This window comes from Chlorogloeopsis sp. ULAP01 (genome assembly GCF_030381805.1).
Lineage (GTDB): Bacteria > Cyanobacteriota > Cyanobacteriia > Cyanobacteriales > Nostocaceae > Chlorogloeopsis.
In genome coordinates this window covers 378,126-395,763 of record NZ_JAUDRH010000005.1, presented here as the reverse complement: position 1 = coordinate 395,763, position 17,638 = coordinate 378,126, and the positions used below count along the sequence as shown (strand labels likewise).

Below are 17,638 nucleotides of genomic sequence, written 5' to 3'. Positions count from 1 at the left end.
TTTAGCGTCGGCTGAACTTTACCTTCAGCCCATCACGAGGACGAGAAAAAGGCAATACAACTCGCTCTAAATTTTGTCCAGGTACTAACTCCCATTCATAATCACGAACCAATAAAGCAGTAAACAGTTTCATTTCTAATCTGGCAAATTCTTTACCCAAACATTCTCGGATGCCACCACCAAATGGAATATGACTGAAGAGTTTTTGCTTATCTTGCGTTCGCGTAGCGTCTCCTTTGGAGAATCGCTCTGATGAAAACCGCTCCGGATCAAATTGCTCTGGGTGTGTGTAAACCTGACTATCTTGATGCGTTTCCGGAATTTGATAATACACATCCCAACCCTTTGGAATCGAATACCCACCAAACTCACAAGCCTCCAGCACTTTCCGCGATCCGCTCCGAACCACAGGCGGTGCAATTCTTAGCACCTCTTTTAGCACTTGCTCTAGGTAAGTCATTTGCTTCAAGGTTTCTTGAGTCAATGAAGTTGGAAATCCTAGTTGTGCTTGCTCTGTACGCACAGCTTCGAGTACCTGGGGATGTTGAGCCAGTAGCAAACACAAAGAAGTTAATGCCGACGTTAGGGTTTCATGTCCGGTGATTAACATTCCCAGAATATTATCTTTGATGGCTGCTCGGCTGAGTGCATTTCCGGTTTCGTCTTTGGCAACTAACAAAATACTCAAAACATCTTGCTCGTCTAAAGGATGCTGTTGACGTTGTTCGATAAAGCGATCGCATCGGGCAAGCAGTTCTTCCCGCGCTCGCACTGCCCGATCAAACTTGCTACCCGGAAACCGAACTGGAATTGTCAACAGCCCCTCGCTCCAAGCTTCATAAACTTTTTCTAACGATTCGTCCGCAGCAGTACTCACACCCACAAACAAACGACAAGCAATATCGAGGGTGTATTTTTTTAACTCTTCATACCAAGTCAGCGTCCCCATTTGTTCCCACTTTTGCAAGTAACGCTGAGTCACTGCTTCCATTGTGATGGCATAATTTTCTAAGGCTCTCGGCTGAAAAGCCTGAAATAATTGACGGCGCAATATTTGGTGAGCCGCTCCTGTCTGCACGCCTATTGATTTTGTACCGAGTAGAATCTCAAAATTCGGCGTATTTGTCATCTCCAATTTTTGCCCGTCATTGGAGAAGAGAAACCGCACCGCATCTGCCCCGATCAAAACGATGGTTGGGCTGCCAAAAAGATGGGTTTTAAAGATGTTGCCATACTGCTGTTGTCGTTTGGCAATAAAGCCTGCTGGATCGCGCAGATAGCCAATCGATTCCCCGATCACAGGTAAACCCAATCGCCCAGGCGGTAGGGGAAGAGTTGGCTGAGTTGAAAGATTAGTCATGCTTTCCTCGTGATTCAACGAGTATTACGATACGATACCGTTTCGTAAATTATACTAGCATCTATGAATCAGAGTAACAAAAAGCAGGGAAGACCCCGTAGTTCCCAATCTCATCAAGCGATGTTGCAAGCGACTCTGGAGTTACTTGCGGAAGTTGGATTCGATGCCATGAGTATTGAGGCGATCGCCTCTCGTGCGGGTGTAGGCAAAACAACCATTTACCGACGCTATAGCTGCAAAGAGGAATTGGTTACTGATGCGATCGAAAGTGTTCGAGAGGAGGTTGTCATCCCGAATACAGGCAGCCTTTGGGGTGACATTGATGCATTAATTGAGAACGCGGCTCAAATTACCCTCAGTCCTCTCGGACGACAAACGGTTGCCATGATAATTAGCAGTGCATCCAGCAATTCTCAGTTTGCTCAAATTTACTGGACTAAATATCTCCAACCTCGACGGCAAGCATTTGCAATTGTTTTAGAACGGGCAAAAGCAAGAAATGAAGTTCAGGCAAATCTAGATCCCGGTTTAGTCTTCGACGCCATGAGCGGAATTATGCTTTATGCACTCATCTTTCAACCCACAACCGAGTCATGGGAGTGTTATGTTCGGCGTGCTTTACATCTTTTTCTGACAGAAAACTCGCTAGCCGATCAAAAGTCTTAAAATACGATAGATACACTACCGGAGCTTCCATAGGAGTATCTTCCGTGCAGCCGGATTTAATAGGCTTAGAAATCACTAAAGGAGAATTAAGAAGATTGACAGGAGTCAATCCAAATCATGTTCTCCGCCCCTCTATTATGGAAAATCGCGAGCAGCGATTGGGATTTTTGATGAAAGAAGTTAGAGAAACGCTGCTGTTGTCTTTAATCATTGTCGGTTTAGTGTATGCGTTAATTATTCTGCCAACAATTGGTTCTGCTATTTTTTTGGGAATTGGTTTGTTGATTGCAATATCTATTGCAGTGATTGTTGGGCGCTGGCTGTGGCGAAGTTTTGCCTACTCTAAAACACTAAAAATTCTTTTAAATGAAGTTGATAGATATCATGCCATTATTCAAGCAGTAAATAATTACGACGAAGCAATATTATCTGAGCAATCTGAAATTAATATACCTGGCAGAGAAACAGCGATCGCTGCCCTGCAAATGTTGAGAGAAGATTTAGTGCAAGCTCTAAAAATCGAGCGAATATTACGAAACCGTAAAAAGCTTCCCATCGATAATCAAGAGTTACTTGTCAATAACTTAAACAATCTGCAAGTCTTAGAAGTCAATTCTCCAACAGGTGAATACACTCAATTCTTAAATAAATTGTTGCAGATTGACCTCGATGTACAAACCCTGGTAAGAAAGTTACAGTCGCCCGGTTGACAATAAAGATGAGCGCTAAACCAAAAGTAATTGTTTTGGATGACGATCCTACGGGTTCTCAAACAGTCCACAGCTGTTTGCTACTAATGCGCTGGGATGTGGATACTTTACGCATGGGGTTGCAGGATGAATCACCGATTTTTTTTGTACTGACGAATACTAGGGCGCTACATCCAGAATCGGCTGCATCTGTAACCAGGGAAGTTTGTCATAACCTGAAGACTGCTTTAACTGCCGAAAAAATTCAGGATTTTCTGATCGTCAGTCGTTCTGATTCAACTTTGCGTGGACATTATCCAATTGAAACCGATGTCATCGCCCAAGAACTAGGCCCCTTTGATGCTCATTTTCTCGTTCCGGCTTTTTTGGAAGGGGGACGAATTACTCGTGACAGCCTACATTATCTCATCATTGATGGTGTACCTACCCCAGTTCATGAAACTGAGTTTGCCCGCGATTCGGTATTTAGCTATCACTACAGCTACTTGCCTCAGTATGTAGAAGAAAAAACCCAAGGACAAATCAAGGCTGATTCTGTAGAAAGGTTTTTACTAGCAGATATTCGTGCTGGTACTACAGAACGCTTGATGCAACTCCATAACAACCAATGCTGCGTTGTTGATGGAGAAACTCAAGCAGATCTTAATCGCTTTGCCCAAGATGTGCTGTCAGCCGCAAGTCAGGGGAAACGCTTTTTGTTTCGCAGTGCTGCCAGTATCTTAACTGCTTTGGCTGGGCTATCTCCCCAACCTATTGCCCCAGAAAATATGGCAGAGTATGTACGTGGTGGCAAACCAGGTGCAGTTGTTGTTGGTTCCCATGTCAAAAAAACAACTCAGCAGCTAGAAACACTGTTGCAAGCAGAAGGAACTGAGGGAATTGAAATTGATGTAGCTGATTTGCTCAATCAGAGCGACCGATCTGCTACACTGCTAACCGATGTTCTTAAAAGTATTCATACGGCACATAACACTGGTAAAACACCGGTGATTTATACTAGCCGTCAAGAACTCACTTTTGAGGATGTCAAAACACGTTTACAGTTTGGAGCGAAAGTTTCTGGCTTCTTGATGGATATTGTCCGGAGTTTGCCATCTGATATAGGATTTTTAATCAGTAAGGGTGGTATCACTTCTAATGATGTCTTAAGTAGTGGTTTGAACTTAACTTCTGCACGATTACTCGGCCAAATTTTACCAGGTTGTTCAATGGTGCGGACTCCAGAAAACCATCCCCAATTTCCTAATTTACCAGTGGTGCTGTTTCCAGGGAACGTTGGTGATGCCAGCGCTTTGGAAACAATTTATCAAAGACTAAGTATAAAGACTGGGTAATAATTTGCAACTTTCCAAAATGCAGTTACACAAATAAATACTTTAATATTGGTAATTGCTCGGTTTCCATCTTTTGGCTGGTGCTGCATGACTTCTGATTCTGCGATCCCCGATATAGAATCAAACTCTGCTTTTAATAATTCAGAATCAACATCTGACCATGCTGATGTAGATTCTAACGTTATTAATGTCAATTCAGATTCTGTCCTTCCGGAAGCAGAAGTAAATTCTGTTATCCTCTATCTCAAGTCAATTTCTGCCTCTGCTGGTTTAGAGTCAAATTCTGTGGCAGCCGAGCCAGAGTTGTCTTCAGTTCTAGATGCAGACTCAAATTCCACAGTTTTCGATTTAGATTTATCTGAGCTATCGTTACTAGAACAGACGCTAGATAAGAATAGTCACATTCAAATCAAAACAGAGGAGGAAAAACTTTTATTAATTTTGCCTACAGAATCCCAAGTACCTGCTTCTGAAAGCAATTGGAGACAAATGTGGGAACACCTCAAGCTCAGACTAAACACAAGCGATCGCCTAAAATCACGAACCAATACCCCTGTGCATCTGGTAGCAAGCGATCGGCTCCTAGATAGCAGACAGCTGCAAGAACTCGCTCAGACTCTCAGCGAAATGTATATGCAGCTAAAATCTGTTTCTACTAGTCGTCGCCAAACTGCCATCGCTGCTGCTACTGCTGGCTATTCTGTAGAACAAATACAACGAGAAAACCTGCTCGATGCTCAATCACAAGTTGCCAAAATCACTCACGCAGAAGCCCTTTATTTAGAAAAGACAGTGCGTTCCGGAGTCGAAATACGTCATCCTGGTAGCGTCATTATCTTAGGCGATCTAAATCCAGGTGGTATCGTAGTTGCAGATGGAGATATTCTCGTATGGGGACGTCTCCGTGGCGTCGCTCATGCTGGTGCTGGTGGCAATCGCAAGTGTCTGATTATGGCTTTGCAAATGGAACCAACCCAGTTGCGAATTGCAGATGCTGTAGCTAGGGCGCCAGAAAAATCACTGATGCAAGTTTACCCAGAAGTGGCATACATCACCCCTCAAGGAATTCGCATCACTAAGGCTACTGATTTTTCTAAAACCCAATTTAACAAGATGAATCAAGAGCCATAAAGCTCTATTGTTAATCTATCATTTCCATTTCTAGAAACATCATCAATCGCATTCTAACATCATGACCCGAATTATTGTCATTACCTCTGGGAAAGGAGGCGTGGGTAAGACCACCAGCTCGGCAAATCTAGGCATGGCTTTAGCTAAAATGGGGCGGCAAGTGGCATTAGTTGATGCCGATTTTGGCTTGAGAAATTTGGATTTACTCTTAGGACTGGAAAACCGCATTGTTTATACAGCTGTTGAAGTCTTAGCTAGGGAGTGCCGCTTAGAACAAGCTTTGGTGAAAGATAAGCGGCTGCCGAATCTAGTGTTGTTGCCTGCTGCCCAAAATCGCACCAAAGATGCAGTTAGTCCCGATCAAATTAAGTTATTAGTCAATGCATTGGCGCAAAAATATCAATACGTGATTATTGATAGCCCAGCCGGCATTGAAATGGGATTTAAAAATGCGATCGCCTCAGCCAAAGAAGCATTAATTGTCACCACGCCGGAAATTGCTTCAGTCAGGGATGCTGATCGTGTAGTCGGGTTACTAGAAGCACAAGGCATTAAACGAATTCATTTAATCATCAACCGGATTAAACCTGCGATGGTACGGGCAAATGATATGATGTCCGTCCAAGATGTTCAAGAACTTTTAGCAATTCCTCTGATTGGAGTAATTCCCGACGATGAGCGCGTGATTGTCTCTACCAATCGTGGCGAACCTTTGGTACTATCAGAAAGCCCCTCTTTAGCTGCTACGGCCTTTGAGAACATTGCTCGCAGATTGGAAGGGGAAGCAGTCGATTTCATTGAAGTTGACTCCAATAATGACAACATCTTTTCTCGTATCCGAAGATTGTTGTGGACAAAAATTATTTAACTCTTTATCCCATTCCCATCTGTGCAAACTAAGCAGCAATGATCCTTGAACTTCTAGAAAAACTTTTTTTTCGCACTACTGACACTAGTCGCAATCAGGTGAAACGTCGCTTACAGTTGGTGATTGCTCATGATCGCGCTGACTTAAGCCCCCAGATGATAGAAAAGATGCGACAAGAAATTTTAAACATTGTCAGTCGCTATGTGGAGATAGACACAGAAGGTTTAGAATTCTCTTTAGAAAGCAATCAACGTACTACTGCTTTAATTGCTAATGTACCTATACGTAGGGTTAAAGAAACTACGGAGGAGTTAGAAATTAAAGATAATAGCAGTACTTTTACTGATAATTTTTGATTTGGGAGTAGTATTATTAAGTTTATTTAATATAGCTTTTACTTTATTGTCTCTGTCAAAACCATAAATCAGTCCCGTTGCAGTTCTCAACTACAACGGGACTGATTGGGATAATAACTATCTATAAGCAACTGGCGGAGTTCCCCAAAGTTGTGCAGCTTGGTTACCAAAAGTCACAGGTCGATCCACGTCTTTTGCGATTACAGTTTGACCATCATTAGAAACTGCAAGCACAGGCCATTGTTCTTCGCCCATCTCTCCAGCCCGAAATAGTACATCGCCAGGCTGGGCTTGACTCCAACCCAAAAGCACTGCTATTTTTTCATGCTCGTTTTCATTATGGGCGGGAGTTATGGTGTTGATGCGATCGCTATGGCGATCCCAAATCACTGCGCGATCGCTCGCATCAGATGTATTGAATACTGCTTCAAATTTACGTGCTAAGAAGCGTTCGCCTTTCTCCGACCAACTAACGGGAACCAACACCCCAATAGTTCCTTCAGCATTTGCATCTGAAGCTGTCTTGGCATTTAAGAGAGTATCCATATTCGGAGAAGTAGAAGATACTACCCGTAATTTCCCAGTTTGTCTGTCTTCTAAAAACAAAACACTGCTGACACGGCTGTTGTAGAGTTCGGGTTTGATTTCTAGCTGCACACGGCTATAGACCGCATACTTCCCATCTGGAGAAACCACAGGTACGCTACGGTAATAACGTACTCCAGAACCACCCGTAGAACTAACCATTTCATGAGTATTTAAAATCCAATCCCAAGGAATAGGATAAGAACTGCCAATTGGATCTTGCTGTGCTTGTTGAGAAGGCTCAGATTGATCAATAACAGTTACATCTTTATACCGAGGCTGAGTTTCTCTAGCTACAGGTACATACCTAGTTGCTTCAGAAGACTGAGTAGTGGATGTATCAATTAATGTATGACTATTTTCTTGAGTTGAGGACTGGAATTTTGCAGTTTTTATTCTCCGCAGTATCTCTAATTGACTAGTAGAAAGCCCCTTTACAAAATTATTAGCTTGCCCTGGTACTGTTGCAAATTCCACAGCAGCCAATAATTGGTGCTCTGGTATTTCCACCATTGACAAAGAATCATCTTCTGCTACCCAAGATTCATTTTTATCTATATGTATAGTTTGTGGATTCTCAACAGTAGCCTTAGACATCAACACAGAAGTTGATTTGTCTGTCCCAAGGTTGCTTGAAGCTACTTTTTCTACTTGAGTTGAATCCAAGCTATTAGCTTTATCTGCTTCAATAGATACACAGTCCGACTCATTACTTATAGAAGTATTTTTAGCTACTTGTGATTGTGCTGAAGTAGAATGACCAGATGCAGCCACCAGGGGTGCAATCAGCATTACAAAGGCAATATACCTTGAGAATGGTTGGGCGCGAAACCATCCCGACAGCAAAAGATGTTTAAGCATTTGTTGACTCTCTAGAGGGTGGTTGCTGTGTGAGGAGTGAGGTCAATGCGGAAAGGAACTAGACTTTGATTATTATGTATAACAAAGAACTAATGGATTTCGCCAGGTCAAACCTTCCCACTGAGCATAATTTTAAGATTGTGTCTTATATTTTGCACCTAATACCCAAATTACTAGCAGAAATTTCTAGCCTCCAATAATGACTAAAGTTAGCTAGGATTTTCTTCCTAAACAATAATGCCTTGTCACTACTGAGCTAGATCAAAATTTAGGCATTAATTCCGACATGGAATTGAAGCGCTTTAGACCACAGAAGAGGTATCAGTAGCCTAGCACTTAGCCTCAGCTATCAGGTATTGCCTGTTGCTATCTTGTTACCGCACCACAAAATACTAAATGTATAGTAAAATGTAGTGTCGTTTATTACACTTACCAAAGGTACTAACCAAGCTACTCAAATAATCGCGGCTCACATCTAGCGATAGGAAATGGTTGTCAATCTAACTGCAAGAAAACAATTTTCAGTTGCAGCTACAATTGAAACGCACTACTGTTTTGGAAACTCGGCAATTTTTGCTGGCTTTCCAATAAATATAAAAATTATATTAGTTTAGCAGACGCAAATGACCAGCCGTTAGACAAAGCCAAAGAGTATAGTTTGGTTACCAGGAATACAATTTATACTGGATAAACATCCAGCTAACCTATTATAACTCCAGCAAGCTTTAAGGTTGCAAATTTTCACAAAAACAAAACTATTTTGTAACTAGATAATTAAACTATAGAAGATAATCTTGACTTGGCTTGTAGGTACAGCAGAATCAGCTTACAGGAATTAGACGTCACAGTTCAAACAAATGTTATGGCTGGTTTTGAATCCTAAGGTTTGTAATCTCTACTCTTTACAAACTGTTGTGACTGTAGAAAAGCAATAGCGACCTTTATTGTATCTTTGGTAAATGTTAATACACAAAATATGGTTATTTTAATTACATAGTATATAAATAATTACACATAGATTTATATAGAAAGTGAGAACTTTGTCCGGTCTGAATTACTCACAGAACACAGCGATCCCCATGACAGCACTGAAATTGATATTGTGCAAGATACTTCATAAAAGGTGCGATTAAAAGTATCTTGTAGATTCTTGACTATTGATCCCTGAGAATCATGAAAGTCGTTTTCTTTGGTACTCCCCAATTTGCAGTTCCTACTCTAGAGAAGTTGCTGAAGCATTCAAACTTTGAGGTATTGGCAGTGGTTACCCAGCCAGACAAACGTCGGGGGCGAGGAAACCAACTTACACCTCCACCAATAAAAACTATTGCCACAAGTCATAATTTGCCTGTATGGCAACCTCAAAGAGTTAAGAAAGATGTCGAAACTTTAAATCAACTTAAAGCCACAGGTGCGGATGTATTTGTGGTTGTCGCCTATGGGCAAATTCTCTCTCAAGAAATTTTAGAGATGCCTAAGTTGGGTTGTATAAACGTGCATGGTTCAATTTTGCCTAAATATCGTGGTGCAGCTCCAATTCAGTGGTGTTTGTATAACGGGGAGAAGGAAACAGGCATCACCACAATGTTAATGGATGAGGGGATGGATACGGGCGCAATGCTTCTCAAAACTACGACACCAATAACTTTAATGGAGAATGCCCAAGATTTGGCAGAAAAATTGGCAATAATAGGCGCAGATTTATTAGTAGAGACTTTGTTAAAGTTAGAACGTGGTGAAATTGAGCCAAGTCCTCAACAAAATTCAGAAGCTACCTATGCCCCTTTGATTAAAAAAGAGGATTATTTGTTGGATTGGTCAAAGAGCGCCATACAATTACACAATCAAATTAGAGGCTTTTACCCCAACTGTACTACCTCCTTTCGCAATCAACCCCTCAAAATAAACGTCTGTGCTCCCCTTGGTTGTGCTCACTGGCAAGAACTGCCACCAGAAATACAAGAAGTTTCTCGTAAACTACAGGATTTATCAATAGCATCGGGCAGAGCAGGGGAAATAGTAAGCATCGCCAAGGGAATGGGAGCGATCGTGCAAACTGGAGAAGGATTGTTGTTGTTGCGAGAAGTTCAGCTACCTGGCAAACGTCCCCAGTCAGGTTGGGATTTTGTCAATGGTGCACGAGTAACAATAAAAGAAGTATTAGAAAGTTAGTATGGTTAGTATGGGTTAGGAGTCAGTAATTATAATCTTCAGTTACTAACTCCTCAGTTGTAGCTTTTAGCTTTTCGTAGAAGCGGCAAGAGTTGCACGGCCCTTCTGGATTAACAGCACAGCGAATTATTTCTGAATGGGCGTTGTAGCGGCAGTTAGCATCGCCGATCACCCAACGTCCGTTTACCCAGGTTTTCTCTTCTGGTCGTTTAGCAGTCTGCACATATAAGGACACTTTCTGCAAACGATAGCGCCCTGCCTTAAACTGATAACGGTGGCTACGCTCTAAAACGGCATAAGTTTTGCCTTCAAGGTCAAGATAGTTTCCTGGTTGTGGCATCCAGTCAAGTTGCACGCTACCGAGGGACTGTCGTGGATGCGTCAAAATCACCTCGGTTGGTAAAGAATCTGGCTCCATAAGCTTTTGTAATGTCATTTACATTATTTTAGGATGGTAGCGCACTTGCTTGCGTTAGCATATGGAATTTATGTTATAGTTAGCGATTTGCTAATATTTTGTAAAAAATAGCAAAAGCTTGTGTGAAGTAAGTTAGTGGGAATAAAAGGGAACGGGAAACTGGGAACAGATAAAAGCCAATTGATTCATCCAACACGGAAAGGCGATTTCTAATCTAAAATCTAAAATCCAAAATGGTATAACCCATTTCTTATTACGTTGTTTAAAGTTATGTAGCCTTTTGATTACGACAGCCAAGCCACTGCGGTAAACTAAGCCTTGATTATGATTCTTTCGCAGAGAAGAACACTTCAGTTAGGAGCGTTTTAATGTCTCATACAGTAAAAATCTACGATACCTGCATTGGCTGTACCCAGTGCGTTCGCGCTTGCCCAACAGACGTGTTGGAAATGGTTCCCTGGGATGGCTGTAAAGCCCAGCAAATTGCCTCTTCCCCCCGTACAGAAGATTGTGTGGGCTGCAAGCGGTGTGAAACAGCTTGTCCTACCGACTTTTTGAGCATCAGGGTTTACTTGGGAGCTGAAACCACTCGCAGTATGGGTCTAGCTTACTAGGTACAATGCGCTTGTTGATAGTGCAACGGAGGCGACGGGCAGTTTTCTTAAACTAGAAAACTCGCTGATGTTACTCATTACCCTTTTGCAGGGTGCTTTCCTTAAAATGTGCTGAGGAAACAAGTACTCAGTTTTGAAATAGCAAGTTCTTTTAACGTTGTAGGGAGGTATTTCTGGCCACTCAGTTGATATTTGTGGACAGTGAGTCCACCCTACAAAATAATCATTTTTTTGTAAAACTCGAAAAGTAATAGCTTTTACTAGCATTTCAAGGAGCAATCTGCTCCTTTTTTTCTTTTTGACTAAACTTTACCAAAGCCAGATTTTGTGCTAACCACTATACTGGAATTTAATTATTCTGAAGAATAATACCAATTTAAAAAATGATTGGGATAGATGGATTCACCCAATCCGGATGGATACAGAAGGCGATTTCCAATCTAAAATCCAAAATCCAAAATCGTATAAGGTGGTGTGAGCTATGTGCGGTATCGTTGGCTATATTGGCACTCAAGCGGCAACAGAAATTTTACTATCTGGGCTGGAAAAACTGGAGTATCGAGGTTACGATTCTGCTGGCATAGCAACGATATGGGAAGAAGAAATTCATTGCGTCCGAGCCAAAGGTAAGCTACATAATCTGCGTTCTAAGTTAGAACATCTGCAAACTCCTGCAACGATAGGTATTGGACATACTCGCTGGGCAACTCACGGAAAACCGGAAGAATACAACGCTCATCCCCACATGGATACGGCAATGCGTGTGGCAGTGGTGCAGAATGGGATTATCGAAAACTATCGAGAGCTACGCGAAAAACTCAAAGCTAGTGGGCATCAGTTTCGCTCAGATACAGATACAGAAGTGATACCTCATTTAATCGCTCAACTTCTGAAAGAAGAAATTGCCCGTGAACCAAATAACACTGACTCTCATTTCTTAGCAGCAGTGAGAAAAGCGGTAAATGAACTTCAAGGAGCGTTTGCGATCGCTGTTATTTGCGCTGACTATCCCGATGAACTGATTGTCGTGCGCCAACAAGCTCCTTTGGTGGTTGGTTTCGGACAAGGTGAGTTTTTCTGTGCCTCTGATACGCCCGCAATTATTTCTCATACCCGTGCTGTGCTTCCTCTGGAAAATAGCGAAATGGCACGTCTGACTCCTTTGGGTATTGAGATTTACAATTTTGCTGGGCAGAGGTTGAAAAAATATCCCCGTTTACTCAGCTTGAATCCAATGATGGTAGAAAAGCAAGGATTCAAGCATTTCATGCTCAAGGAAATCTATGAGCAACCAGGAGTAGTTAGGGCTTGTTTGGAAGCATACTTTAATACTGATTGGAATGCAGCAAGTGCTACTGGTAATTCCCCAATTCATTTAGGTTTGCCAGAAGAATTTTACGCAGATTTAGAGCAAATTCAAATTGTCGCTTGCGGTACTAGTTGGCATGCGGCATTGGTAGGTAAATATTTACTAGAACAAGTGGCGCAAATTCCTACTCAGGTGCAGTATGCCTCTGAGTTTCGTTATGCTCCATCACCCTTAACACCCAATACCCTCACTATTGGCGTTACCCAATCCGGTGAGACTGCTGATACTTTGGCAGCTTTGGCGATGGAAAAAGAACGTCGTCAAGGGAAACAACCAAAATATCATGCGCGATTGTTAGGCATTACCAATCGCCCAGAGAGTACTTTGGGACATATGGTACCAAATATAATTAATACCCTGGCTGGGATTGAAATTGGTGTAGCGGCAACGAAAACTTTTATCGCTCAACTGATGTCTTTTTATGCTTTGGCGTTGGATTTAGCATATCGCCGTCAAACAGTATCCTCAGACACACTAGAGGATATTCTCAAAGGGTTGCACCATATACCTAAAGAAATTGAGGCGACTTTGGAAAGCCAAGAACATTTAACCGAACAATTAGCACATGATTTTGCGGAAACTACAGATTTTATCTTTGTGGGTAGGGGGATAAACTTCCCGATCGCCTTAGAAGGAGCATTGAAACTAAAGGAAATTAGCTATATTCACGCCGAAGGCTATCCAGCTGGAGAAATGAAACACGGGCCGATCGCTCTATTAGATGCAAAAGTACCAGTAGTAGCGATCGCTATGCCTGGTAATGTATACGAAAAAGTTATTTCTAATGCCCAAGAAGCCAAAGCCCGTGATTCTCGATTAATTGGCGTCACTCCTGTGCAAGAAGGAGAAGCAGCAGAAATCTTTAACGATCTCATCCCTGTCTCAACGGTAGATGAATTGCTATCTCCGATTGTGACAGTAATCCCTTTACAACTATTGGCTTATCACATTGCTGCTCGTCGCGGTTTGGATGTCGATCAGCCCCGCAATCTTGCTAAGAGTGTTACAGTTGAATAGTATAATTTAATACCCGTTTTTGAGAATAAAATGGCTTTGGAAGAAGTAGAGACGTAAAATTTCGCGTCTCTACAGTTTCTGTATTTGTATCAGGATTTTTGTGAAGTAGTATAAAAAATCTATGGATGAAGTTGTCAAAAAAGTTGCAGCGTTAGGATTGCCTGGAATTATTTTAGTAATAGTCATGGCAACCACAGGTTTAACAGGTGCAGCAGCTATTACAGCAGCTTTAGCTATACTAGGTGGCCCAGCAGGGATGTTGGGTGGAATTGCTGTTTTAGGACTGACAAGTTTGATTACCGATGCTTTGGCGAAAGTCAGTTTAGAAGATTTGATCACAGCAATTTATTGTCAGCGCCGACAAAATGAGCCACATGGTAAATTGCTAGAGGAGATTGAGTCTTTTTTGCTGTTTGACGGTGACATGAAAGATAGGCTCAAGATGACTATAACTGATGGGTGCGGTTGTGCAACGGTAGTTAGTGCTAACACAACAGATGATGCCAAAGAAGCGATCGCTATTTTAGAGAATGTCCCTGGCATGACTCGCGCTCACCACAGGGATTTTAAGAGTTCTCATCCCATCATGAGGCTTCGGGATGGGACAGTAGTAAAAACATGGAAAAACCCCGTTGGTGTTGATCATGTTTTTTTAGGGGATAGGAATGACAGAATGATTTACGGCGGGTTTGTTGGTTGGATTCATAGTGAAGGGTTACAACAGGCGTTAACTCGGATTAGAAGAGATTTGACTTATATCAAGTTCAGTTAATTACTTAATAAATCTTTAAGCACCCCACCCACCTAACGGTACCCTCCCCTTACCAAGGGGAGGGTTAGGGAGGGGTAACACCAAGATGGTAATCATAACTAATCATGCGAACTTGATATTAAAAGGGTAGTGGCTAGTGGTCAGAAAAACTCTATTCGCGATACCTACTACTCTAACTTGAATCATGTGAAATTCTTGTCAAAGAAGCAGAAAATCTTTTAGCCAAGGTGATGTAATGCCAGAGATTAGCCGTTTTCTAGGAATTATTATCACCATGTATTATAACGACCATCCACCACCATATTTCCACGTTCGCTATAATCAACAAAAAGCGATTATTGATATCGAAACATTATCAATATTAGAAGGTAAACTATCTTCCAGATTATTATCACTTGTAGTTGAATAGGCAAACTTGCATAAAAGAGAATTGATGGACAACAGGGACAAAGCTAGACTCAACAATCCTCTAGAAAAAATTGAACCACTGGAGTAAATCGTGCTCAAAGATATTATTGCAGTTGAACCGAGAGAGGGTTATCAACTATACCTTAAATTTGAAGATGACAAACAAGGAATTATTGATATTAGTACATTAATTTCCTTTACAGGTGTTTTTGCACCACTAAAAGATATTAACTATTTCAAACAAGTAAAAATCAACCCTGAATGGGGAACAATTTACTGGGAAAACGGTGCAGATTTTGACCCCGATGTACTTTATGCAGAAATTACGGGAGAAGCAATTAGTAATTATCAAATTACAGAAACAGTAAATGAACTTTGAACTATGCAGTGTTAGAGGTGGCCGGAGGGAGAAATTCTAATGATAACTGATTAACCGGACTTGGTATCACTTAATCCACAGAGAAACAAACTGGAAATCTTTGCCACTAAACAACCCGCGATCGCTCAATTTTAAATCGGGAATCACCAGCAGCGCCATGAACGAATAACATACTCACGCCCATTTTGACAGTAGCTCAACTGCTGCCACTTAAATTTCCCAATCTGGACGAAAAAAATCGGCAACTGCTGACAATCTTAGAAGATAATTCTAAACGTGGTGCAGATCTCGTCAAGCAAATTACAGCGTTTGCACGGGGAGCAGAAGGAAAGCGCGTTCCTCTCCAACCAAGACACCTGTTAAAAGAAATTGAGCAGGTTGTCAAAAGTACATTTCCTAAATCAATTGAAATCTGCATTCATATACCAACATCAAATCTTTGGACAGTTTTGGCAGATCCCACGCAAATACATCAGGTGTTGATGAACCTGTGTGTAAATGCTCGTGATGCTATGCCTAATGGGGGAACTCTCAGTATTTCTGCTCAAAATTTCCACGTGGATGAAAACTATGCCAGGATGAATTTGGAGGCAAAAGAGGGTAACTACGTGCTGATCACCGTATCGGATACAGGATGCGGTATGTCACAAGAGTTATGAGAGCGAATTTTTGAACCCTTTGTCACAACCAAAGAACCGGGTAAAGGTACAGGATTGGCGCTTTCCACTTTAATTGGTATTATCAAAAACCACGGTGGTTTTGTCAAAGTATATAGTAAGGTGGGCAAAGGCAGCCAATTTAAGCTGTTCTTGAGCGCCATTGACACATCGGCAACACAGGAAACTGATGACTCACAGATGGTGAGAGGAAACGGCGAATTAATTCTAGTTGTGGATGACGAAGCATACATTCGAGAGATTACCAAAACCTCGCTAGAAGATTTCAATTACAGAGTTCTGATTGCCAGTGATGGGACTGGAGCCTTCTCACTCTATGCCCAACATCAAAATGAAATCACCTTAGTGTTGATAAATATACAAATGCCGTCGATAGATGGGTTTCAAGCTATTCGCATTCTGCAACAAATCAATCCTTCTGTCAAAATTATTGTCATCAGCGGGCTTACTTCCAATCACAAGCTTTTAGAAGCTAGTAGTATTCATGTGCAAGCATTTTTACCAAAACCTTACACGATTAAGGAATTATTGGACACTATTAAAGAAGTCTTAAGTGTACCTTAAAAAATTGGTATTAAAGATCAATTCAAAGTAGGTCAATAGCATCCAACGCTGCTAAGGGAGTTTGTGTGTCTATCCATGAAACCTGTGCTTCTAGCTTGTCACAACACTCACGCACTAAACGCAAACCAGCATCTAAGCTCAGTTGAGCAGTTGTCGGAGTAAACTCTTGCAATATAGTCGCTTCTATTGTCTGATAGCGATCAAGGTCTTGGCTCAGTTTTGCCAAAAAATTCGCTCCTTCGCCACCATCTGCGATCGCCTCCTCCATCGCAAACTGCAAAATTGAATCGACGTAAGCCTTGACTTTGGGGTTTTTGACTCCCTCTGTAGCTGAGGTATAGAGTAATTCACCATTCAGATATTCAAAATCTGGTACATAAAGGCGATCACCTACTAATTCAAATGTCTGCATTTCTTTAGCTGGTTTAACTGTTAAATGATCGCGCCTAACTCGATTCGCCGCATTCTCAAGCAGTACAATTACAGCTAAAATTACCGTTGGATAGTTACTATCTATACACCTTATTTCTACGGTACCAAGTTTGTTGAGTCGGACTGGATTCCAAGCTGACTTGAGTAAACTTCCTCCCGCTTCTAGAAACAGATGAGGTTCAATTCCAGCTTTTTCCATTGCTTGTAACCAAGCATAGTAACGAGCAAATTGCTGTTCAACTAAATCCTCCACACACTCAGCATAAGGCATGAGTCCGCCCACAGGCTGTAAATGAGTATAAACACCTTCCCAGCCAAAGATTTCGCTACCTCGATAACGAATTGTGTGCGAGGCTAGCCCGATCGCACCTCCTTCATAAAAGGGACACGCCCGCGTTAGGGAAATAAGTACTGAGTCGCAAGCTGTAGCTAAATTGTAGATATTTAGTAGTTCCTCTCGCTGTGCTGATGTCGAGTTGTAAGATACTGCAACACGAGGATCAATTACTCCAGGTGGGACTTCCAAATGCAGGTGTGTACCAGTACATTTCCCGGCGTGCAAAAATTTATCATAGCCAATAGTCCGCGCTTGGATATGGTAATTTGGGCGATCGCGCATCACTGGCATAATATGCAAAGGATAGCTAGACAGAGGGTAAAGCCGTAAATTCATCTGTCGCGCCACAGCAAGTGCCAATTTGAGATTTTTGAGATATTCTCTTGCTAGTTCTGTACCAGTATCGGCAGGAGGTGTGTTAATTTCTACTATACTTTTGACGAACTCCGGCACAAAGTAATTTGGATTTAAACCTTGTGCTTGCGCCATTAAGTGACAACCCTGCAAAAACTCATCAGCAAGATTGCTAAGATAACCAATCTCATCTACTAGAAAAAACTCTTGCTCAAGGCCGATACGACGCTTTGCTACACCCATCTAAACCTCTT

At 41.8% G+C, this 17,638-nt stretch carries 17 protein-coding genes and 1 pseudogene; 13 read left to right on the top strand and 5 right to left on the bottom strand.

Features of this window, described 5'->3' with window-relative positions; all coding sequences use genetic code 11:
* Position 1 precedes the first annotated feature (1 nt).
* Positions 2 to 1,360 carry a cytochrome P450 gene (locus QUB80_RS12425; protein WP_289789803.1) on the bottom strand — a complete coding sequence of 453 codons (1,359 nt, stop codon included), beginning with the start codon at positions 1,358 to 1,360 and terminating at the stop codon, positions 2 to 4.
* Positions 1,361 to 1,423: 63 nt separating this feature from the next.
* On the opposite strand from QUB80_RS12425, the gene QUB80_RS12420 reads away from it, so the two are divergent.
* From QUB80_RS12420 to minE, 6 genes are all read left to right on the top strand, one after another.
* Positions 1,424 to 2,026, top strand: a complete 603-nt coding sequence (locus QUB80_RS12420) for a TetR/AcrR family transcriptional regulator (protein ID WP_289789802.1) — start codon at positions 1,424 to 1,426, stop codon at positions 2,024 to 2,026.
* A gap of 44 nt (positions 2,027 to 2,070) precedes the next feature.
* Positions 2,071 to 2,736, top strand: a complete 666-nt coding sequence (locus QUB80_RS12415; protein ID WP_289789801.1) for a hypothetical protein — start codon at positions 2,071 to 2,073, stop codon at positions 2,734 to 2,736.
* Between the two features lie 8 nt (positions 2,737 to 2,744).
* A complete protein-coding gene (locus QUB80_RS12410) occupies positions 2,745 to 4,070 on the top strand; it encodes a four-carbon acid sugar kinase family protein (RefSeq protein ID WP_289789800.1) in 1,326 nt (441 codons plus the stop codon).
* An 87-nt stretch (positions 4,071 to 4,157) separates the two neighbouring features.
* Positions 4,158 to 5,201 (top strand): septum site-determining protein MinC, encoded by a 1,044-nt coding sequence (gene minC / locus QUB80_RS12405; protein WP_289789799.1) that lies wholly within the window; start codon positions 4,158 to 4,160, stop codon positions 5,199 to 5,201.
* A gap of 61 nt (positions 5,202 to 5,262) precedes the next feature.
* Positions 5,263 to 6,069 (top strand): septum site-determining protein MinD, encoded by an 807-nt coding sequence (gene minD / locus QUB80_RS12400; protein ID WP_289789798.1) that lies wholly within the window; start codon positions 5,263 to 5,265, stop codon positions 6,067 to 6,069.
* Between the two features lie 38 nt (positions 6,070 to 6,107).
* The gene (gene minE, locus QUB80_RS12395) at positions 6,108 to 6,425 is read left to right on the top strand and encodes a cell division topological specificity factor MinE (RefSeq protein WP_289789797.1); all 318 of its coding nucleotides are present in this window, start codon (positions 6,108 to 6,110) and stop codon (positions 6,423 to 6,425) included.
* A 117-nt stretch (positions 6,426 to 6,542) separates the two neighbouring features.
* Here the strand turns inward: minE and QUB80_RS12390 are convergent, their stop codons facing one another.
* Positions 6,543 to 7,802 carry a hypothetical protein gene (locus QUB80_RS12390; protein ID WP_289789895.1) on the bottom strand — a complete coding sequence of 420 codons (1,260 nt, stop codon included), beginning with the start codon at positions 7,800 to 7,802 and terminating at the stop codon, positions 6,543 to 6,545.
* 1,242 nt (positions 7,803 to 9,044) lie between these two features.
* Here QUB80_RS12390 and fmt point away from each other — a divergent pair.
* Positions 9,045 to 10,043, top strand: a complete 999-nt coding sequence (gene fmt / locus QUB80_RS12385) for a methionyl-tRNA formyltransferase (RefSeq protein WP_289789796.1) — start codon at positions 9,045 to 9,047, stop codon at positions 10,041 to 10,043.
* Positions 10,044 to 10,065: 22 nt separating this feature from the next.
* On the opposite strand, the gene QUB80_RS12380 is transcribed toward fmt, so the two are convergent.
* On the bottom strand, positions 10,066 to 10,461 hold the full coding sequence (locus tag QUB80_RS12380) for a DUF6464 family protein (RefSeq protein WP_289789795.1): 396 nt from the start codon (positions 10,459 to 10,461) through the stop codon (positions 10,066 to 10,068).
* 368 nt (positions 10,462 to 10,829) lie between these two features.
* Between QUB80_RS12380 and psaC the strand changes: the two genes are divergently transcribed.
* The 5 genes from psaC (at position 10,830) to QUB80_RS12355 (ending at position 15,020) form a co-directional block, all read left to right on the top strand.
* Positions 10,830 to 11,075: a photosystem I iron-sulfur center protein PsaC gene (psaC, locus tag QUB80_RS12375; RefSeq protein WP_016878077.1), complete on the top strand. Its 246-nt coding sequence runs from the start codon at positions 10,830 to 10,832 to the stop codon at positions 11,073 to 11,075.
* A gap of 481 nt (positions 11,076 to 11,556) precedes the next feature.
* Positions 11,557 to 13,461, top strand: a complete 1,905-nt coding sequence (gene glmS, locus QUB80_RS12370) for a glutamine--fructose-6-phosphate transaminase (isomerizing) (protein ID WP_289789794.1) — start codon at positions 11,557 to 11,559, stop codon at positions 13,459 to 13,461.
* Positions 13,462 to 13,582: 121 nt separating this feature from the next.
* Positions 13,583 to 14,233 (top strand): hypothetical protein, encoded by a 651-nt coding sequence (locus tag QUB80_RS12365; RefSeq protein WP_289789793.1) that lies wholly within the window; start codon positions 13,583 to 13,585, stop codon positions 14,231 to 14,233.
* Positions 14,234 to 14,468: 235 nt separating this feature from the next.
* Positions 14,469 to 14,642 (top strand): DUF4160 domain-containing protein, encoded by a 174-nt coding sequence (locus tag QUB80_RS12360; protein ID WP_289789792.1) that lies wholly within the window; start codon positions 14,469 to 14,471, stop codon positions 14,640 to 14,642.
* 90 nt (positions 14,643 to 14,732) lie between these two features.
* Complete coding sequence (locus QUB80_RS12355; RefSeq protein WP_289789791.1) at positions 14,733 to 15,020, top strand: DUF2442 domain-containing protein; 288 nt, start codon at positions 14,733 to 14,735, stop codon at positions 15,018 to 15,020.
* A 66-nt stretch (positions 15,021 to 15,086) separates the two neighbouring features.
* Here QUB80_RS12355 and QUB80_RS35220 read toward each other — a convergent pair whose 3' ends face one another.
* Positions 15,087 to 15,179, bottom strand: coding sequence for a hypothetical protein (locus tag QUB80_RS35220; RefSeq protein ID WP_289789790.1), 93 nt, complete (start codon positions 15,177 to 15,179; stop codon positions 15,087 to 15,089).
* A 5-nt stretch (positions 15,180 to 15,184) separates the two neighbouring features.
* Between QUB80_RS35220 and QUB80_RS12345 the strand changes: the two are divergent.
* A pseudogene (locus QUB80_RS12345) lies at positions 15,185 to 16,261 on the top strand (hybrid sensor histidine kinase/response regulator); the annotation flags it as partial.
* Positions 16,262 to 16,283: 22 nt separating this feature from the next.
* On the opposite strand, the gene QUB80_RS12340 reads toward QUB80_RS12345, so the two are convergent.
* Complete coding sequence (locus tag QUB80_RS12340; protein ID WP_289789789.1) at positions 16,284 to 17,627, bottom strand: glutamate-cysteine ligase family protein; 1,344 nt, start codon at positions 17,625 to 17,627, stop codon at positions 16,284 to 16,286.
* Positions 17,628 to 17,638 lie beyond the last annotated feature (11 nt).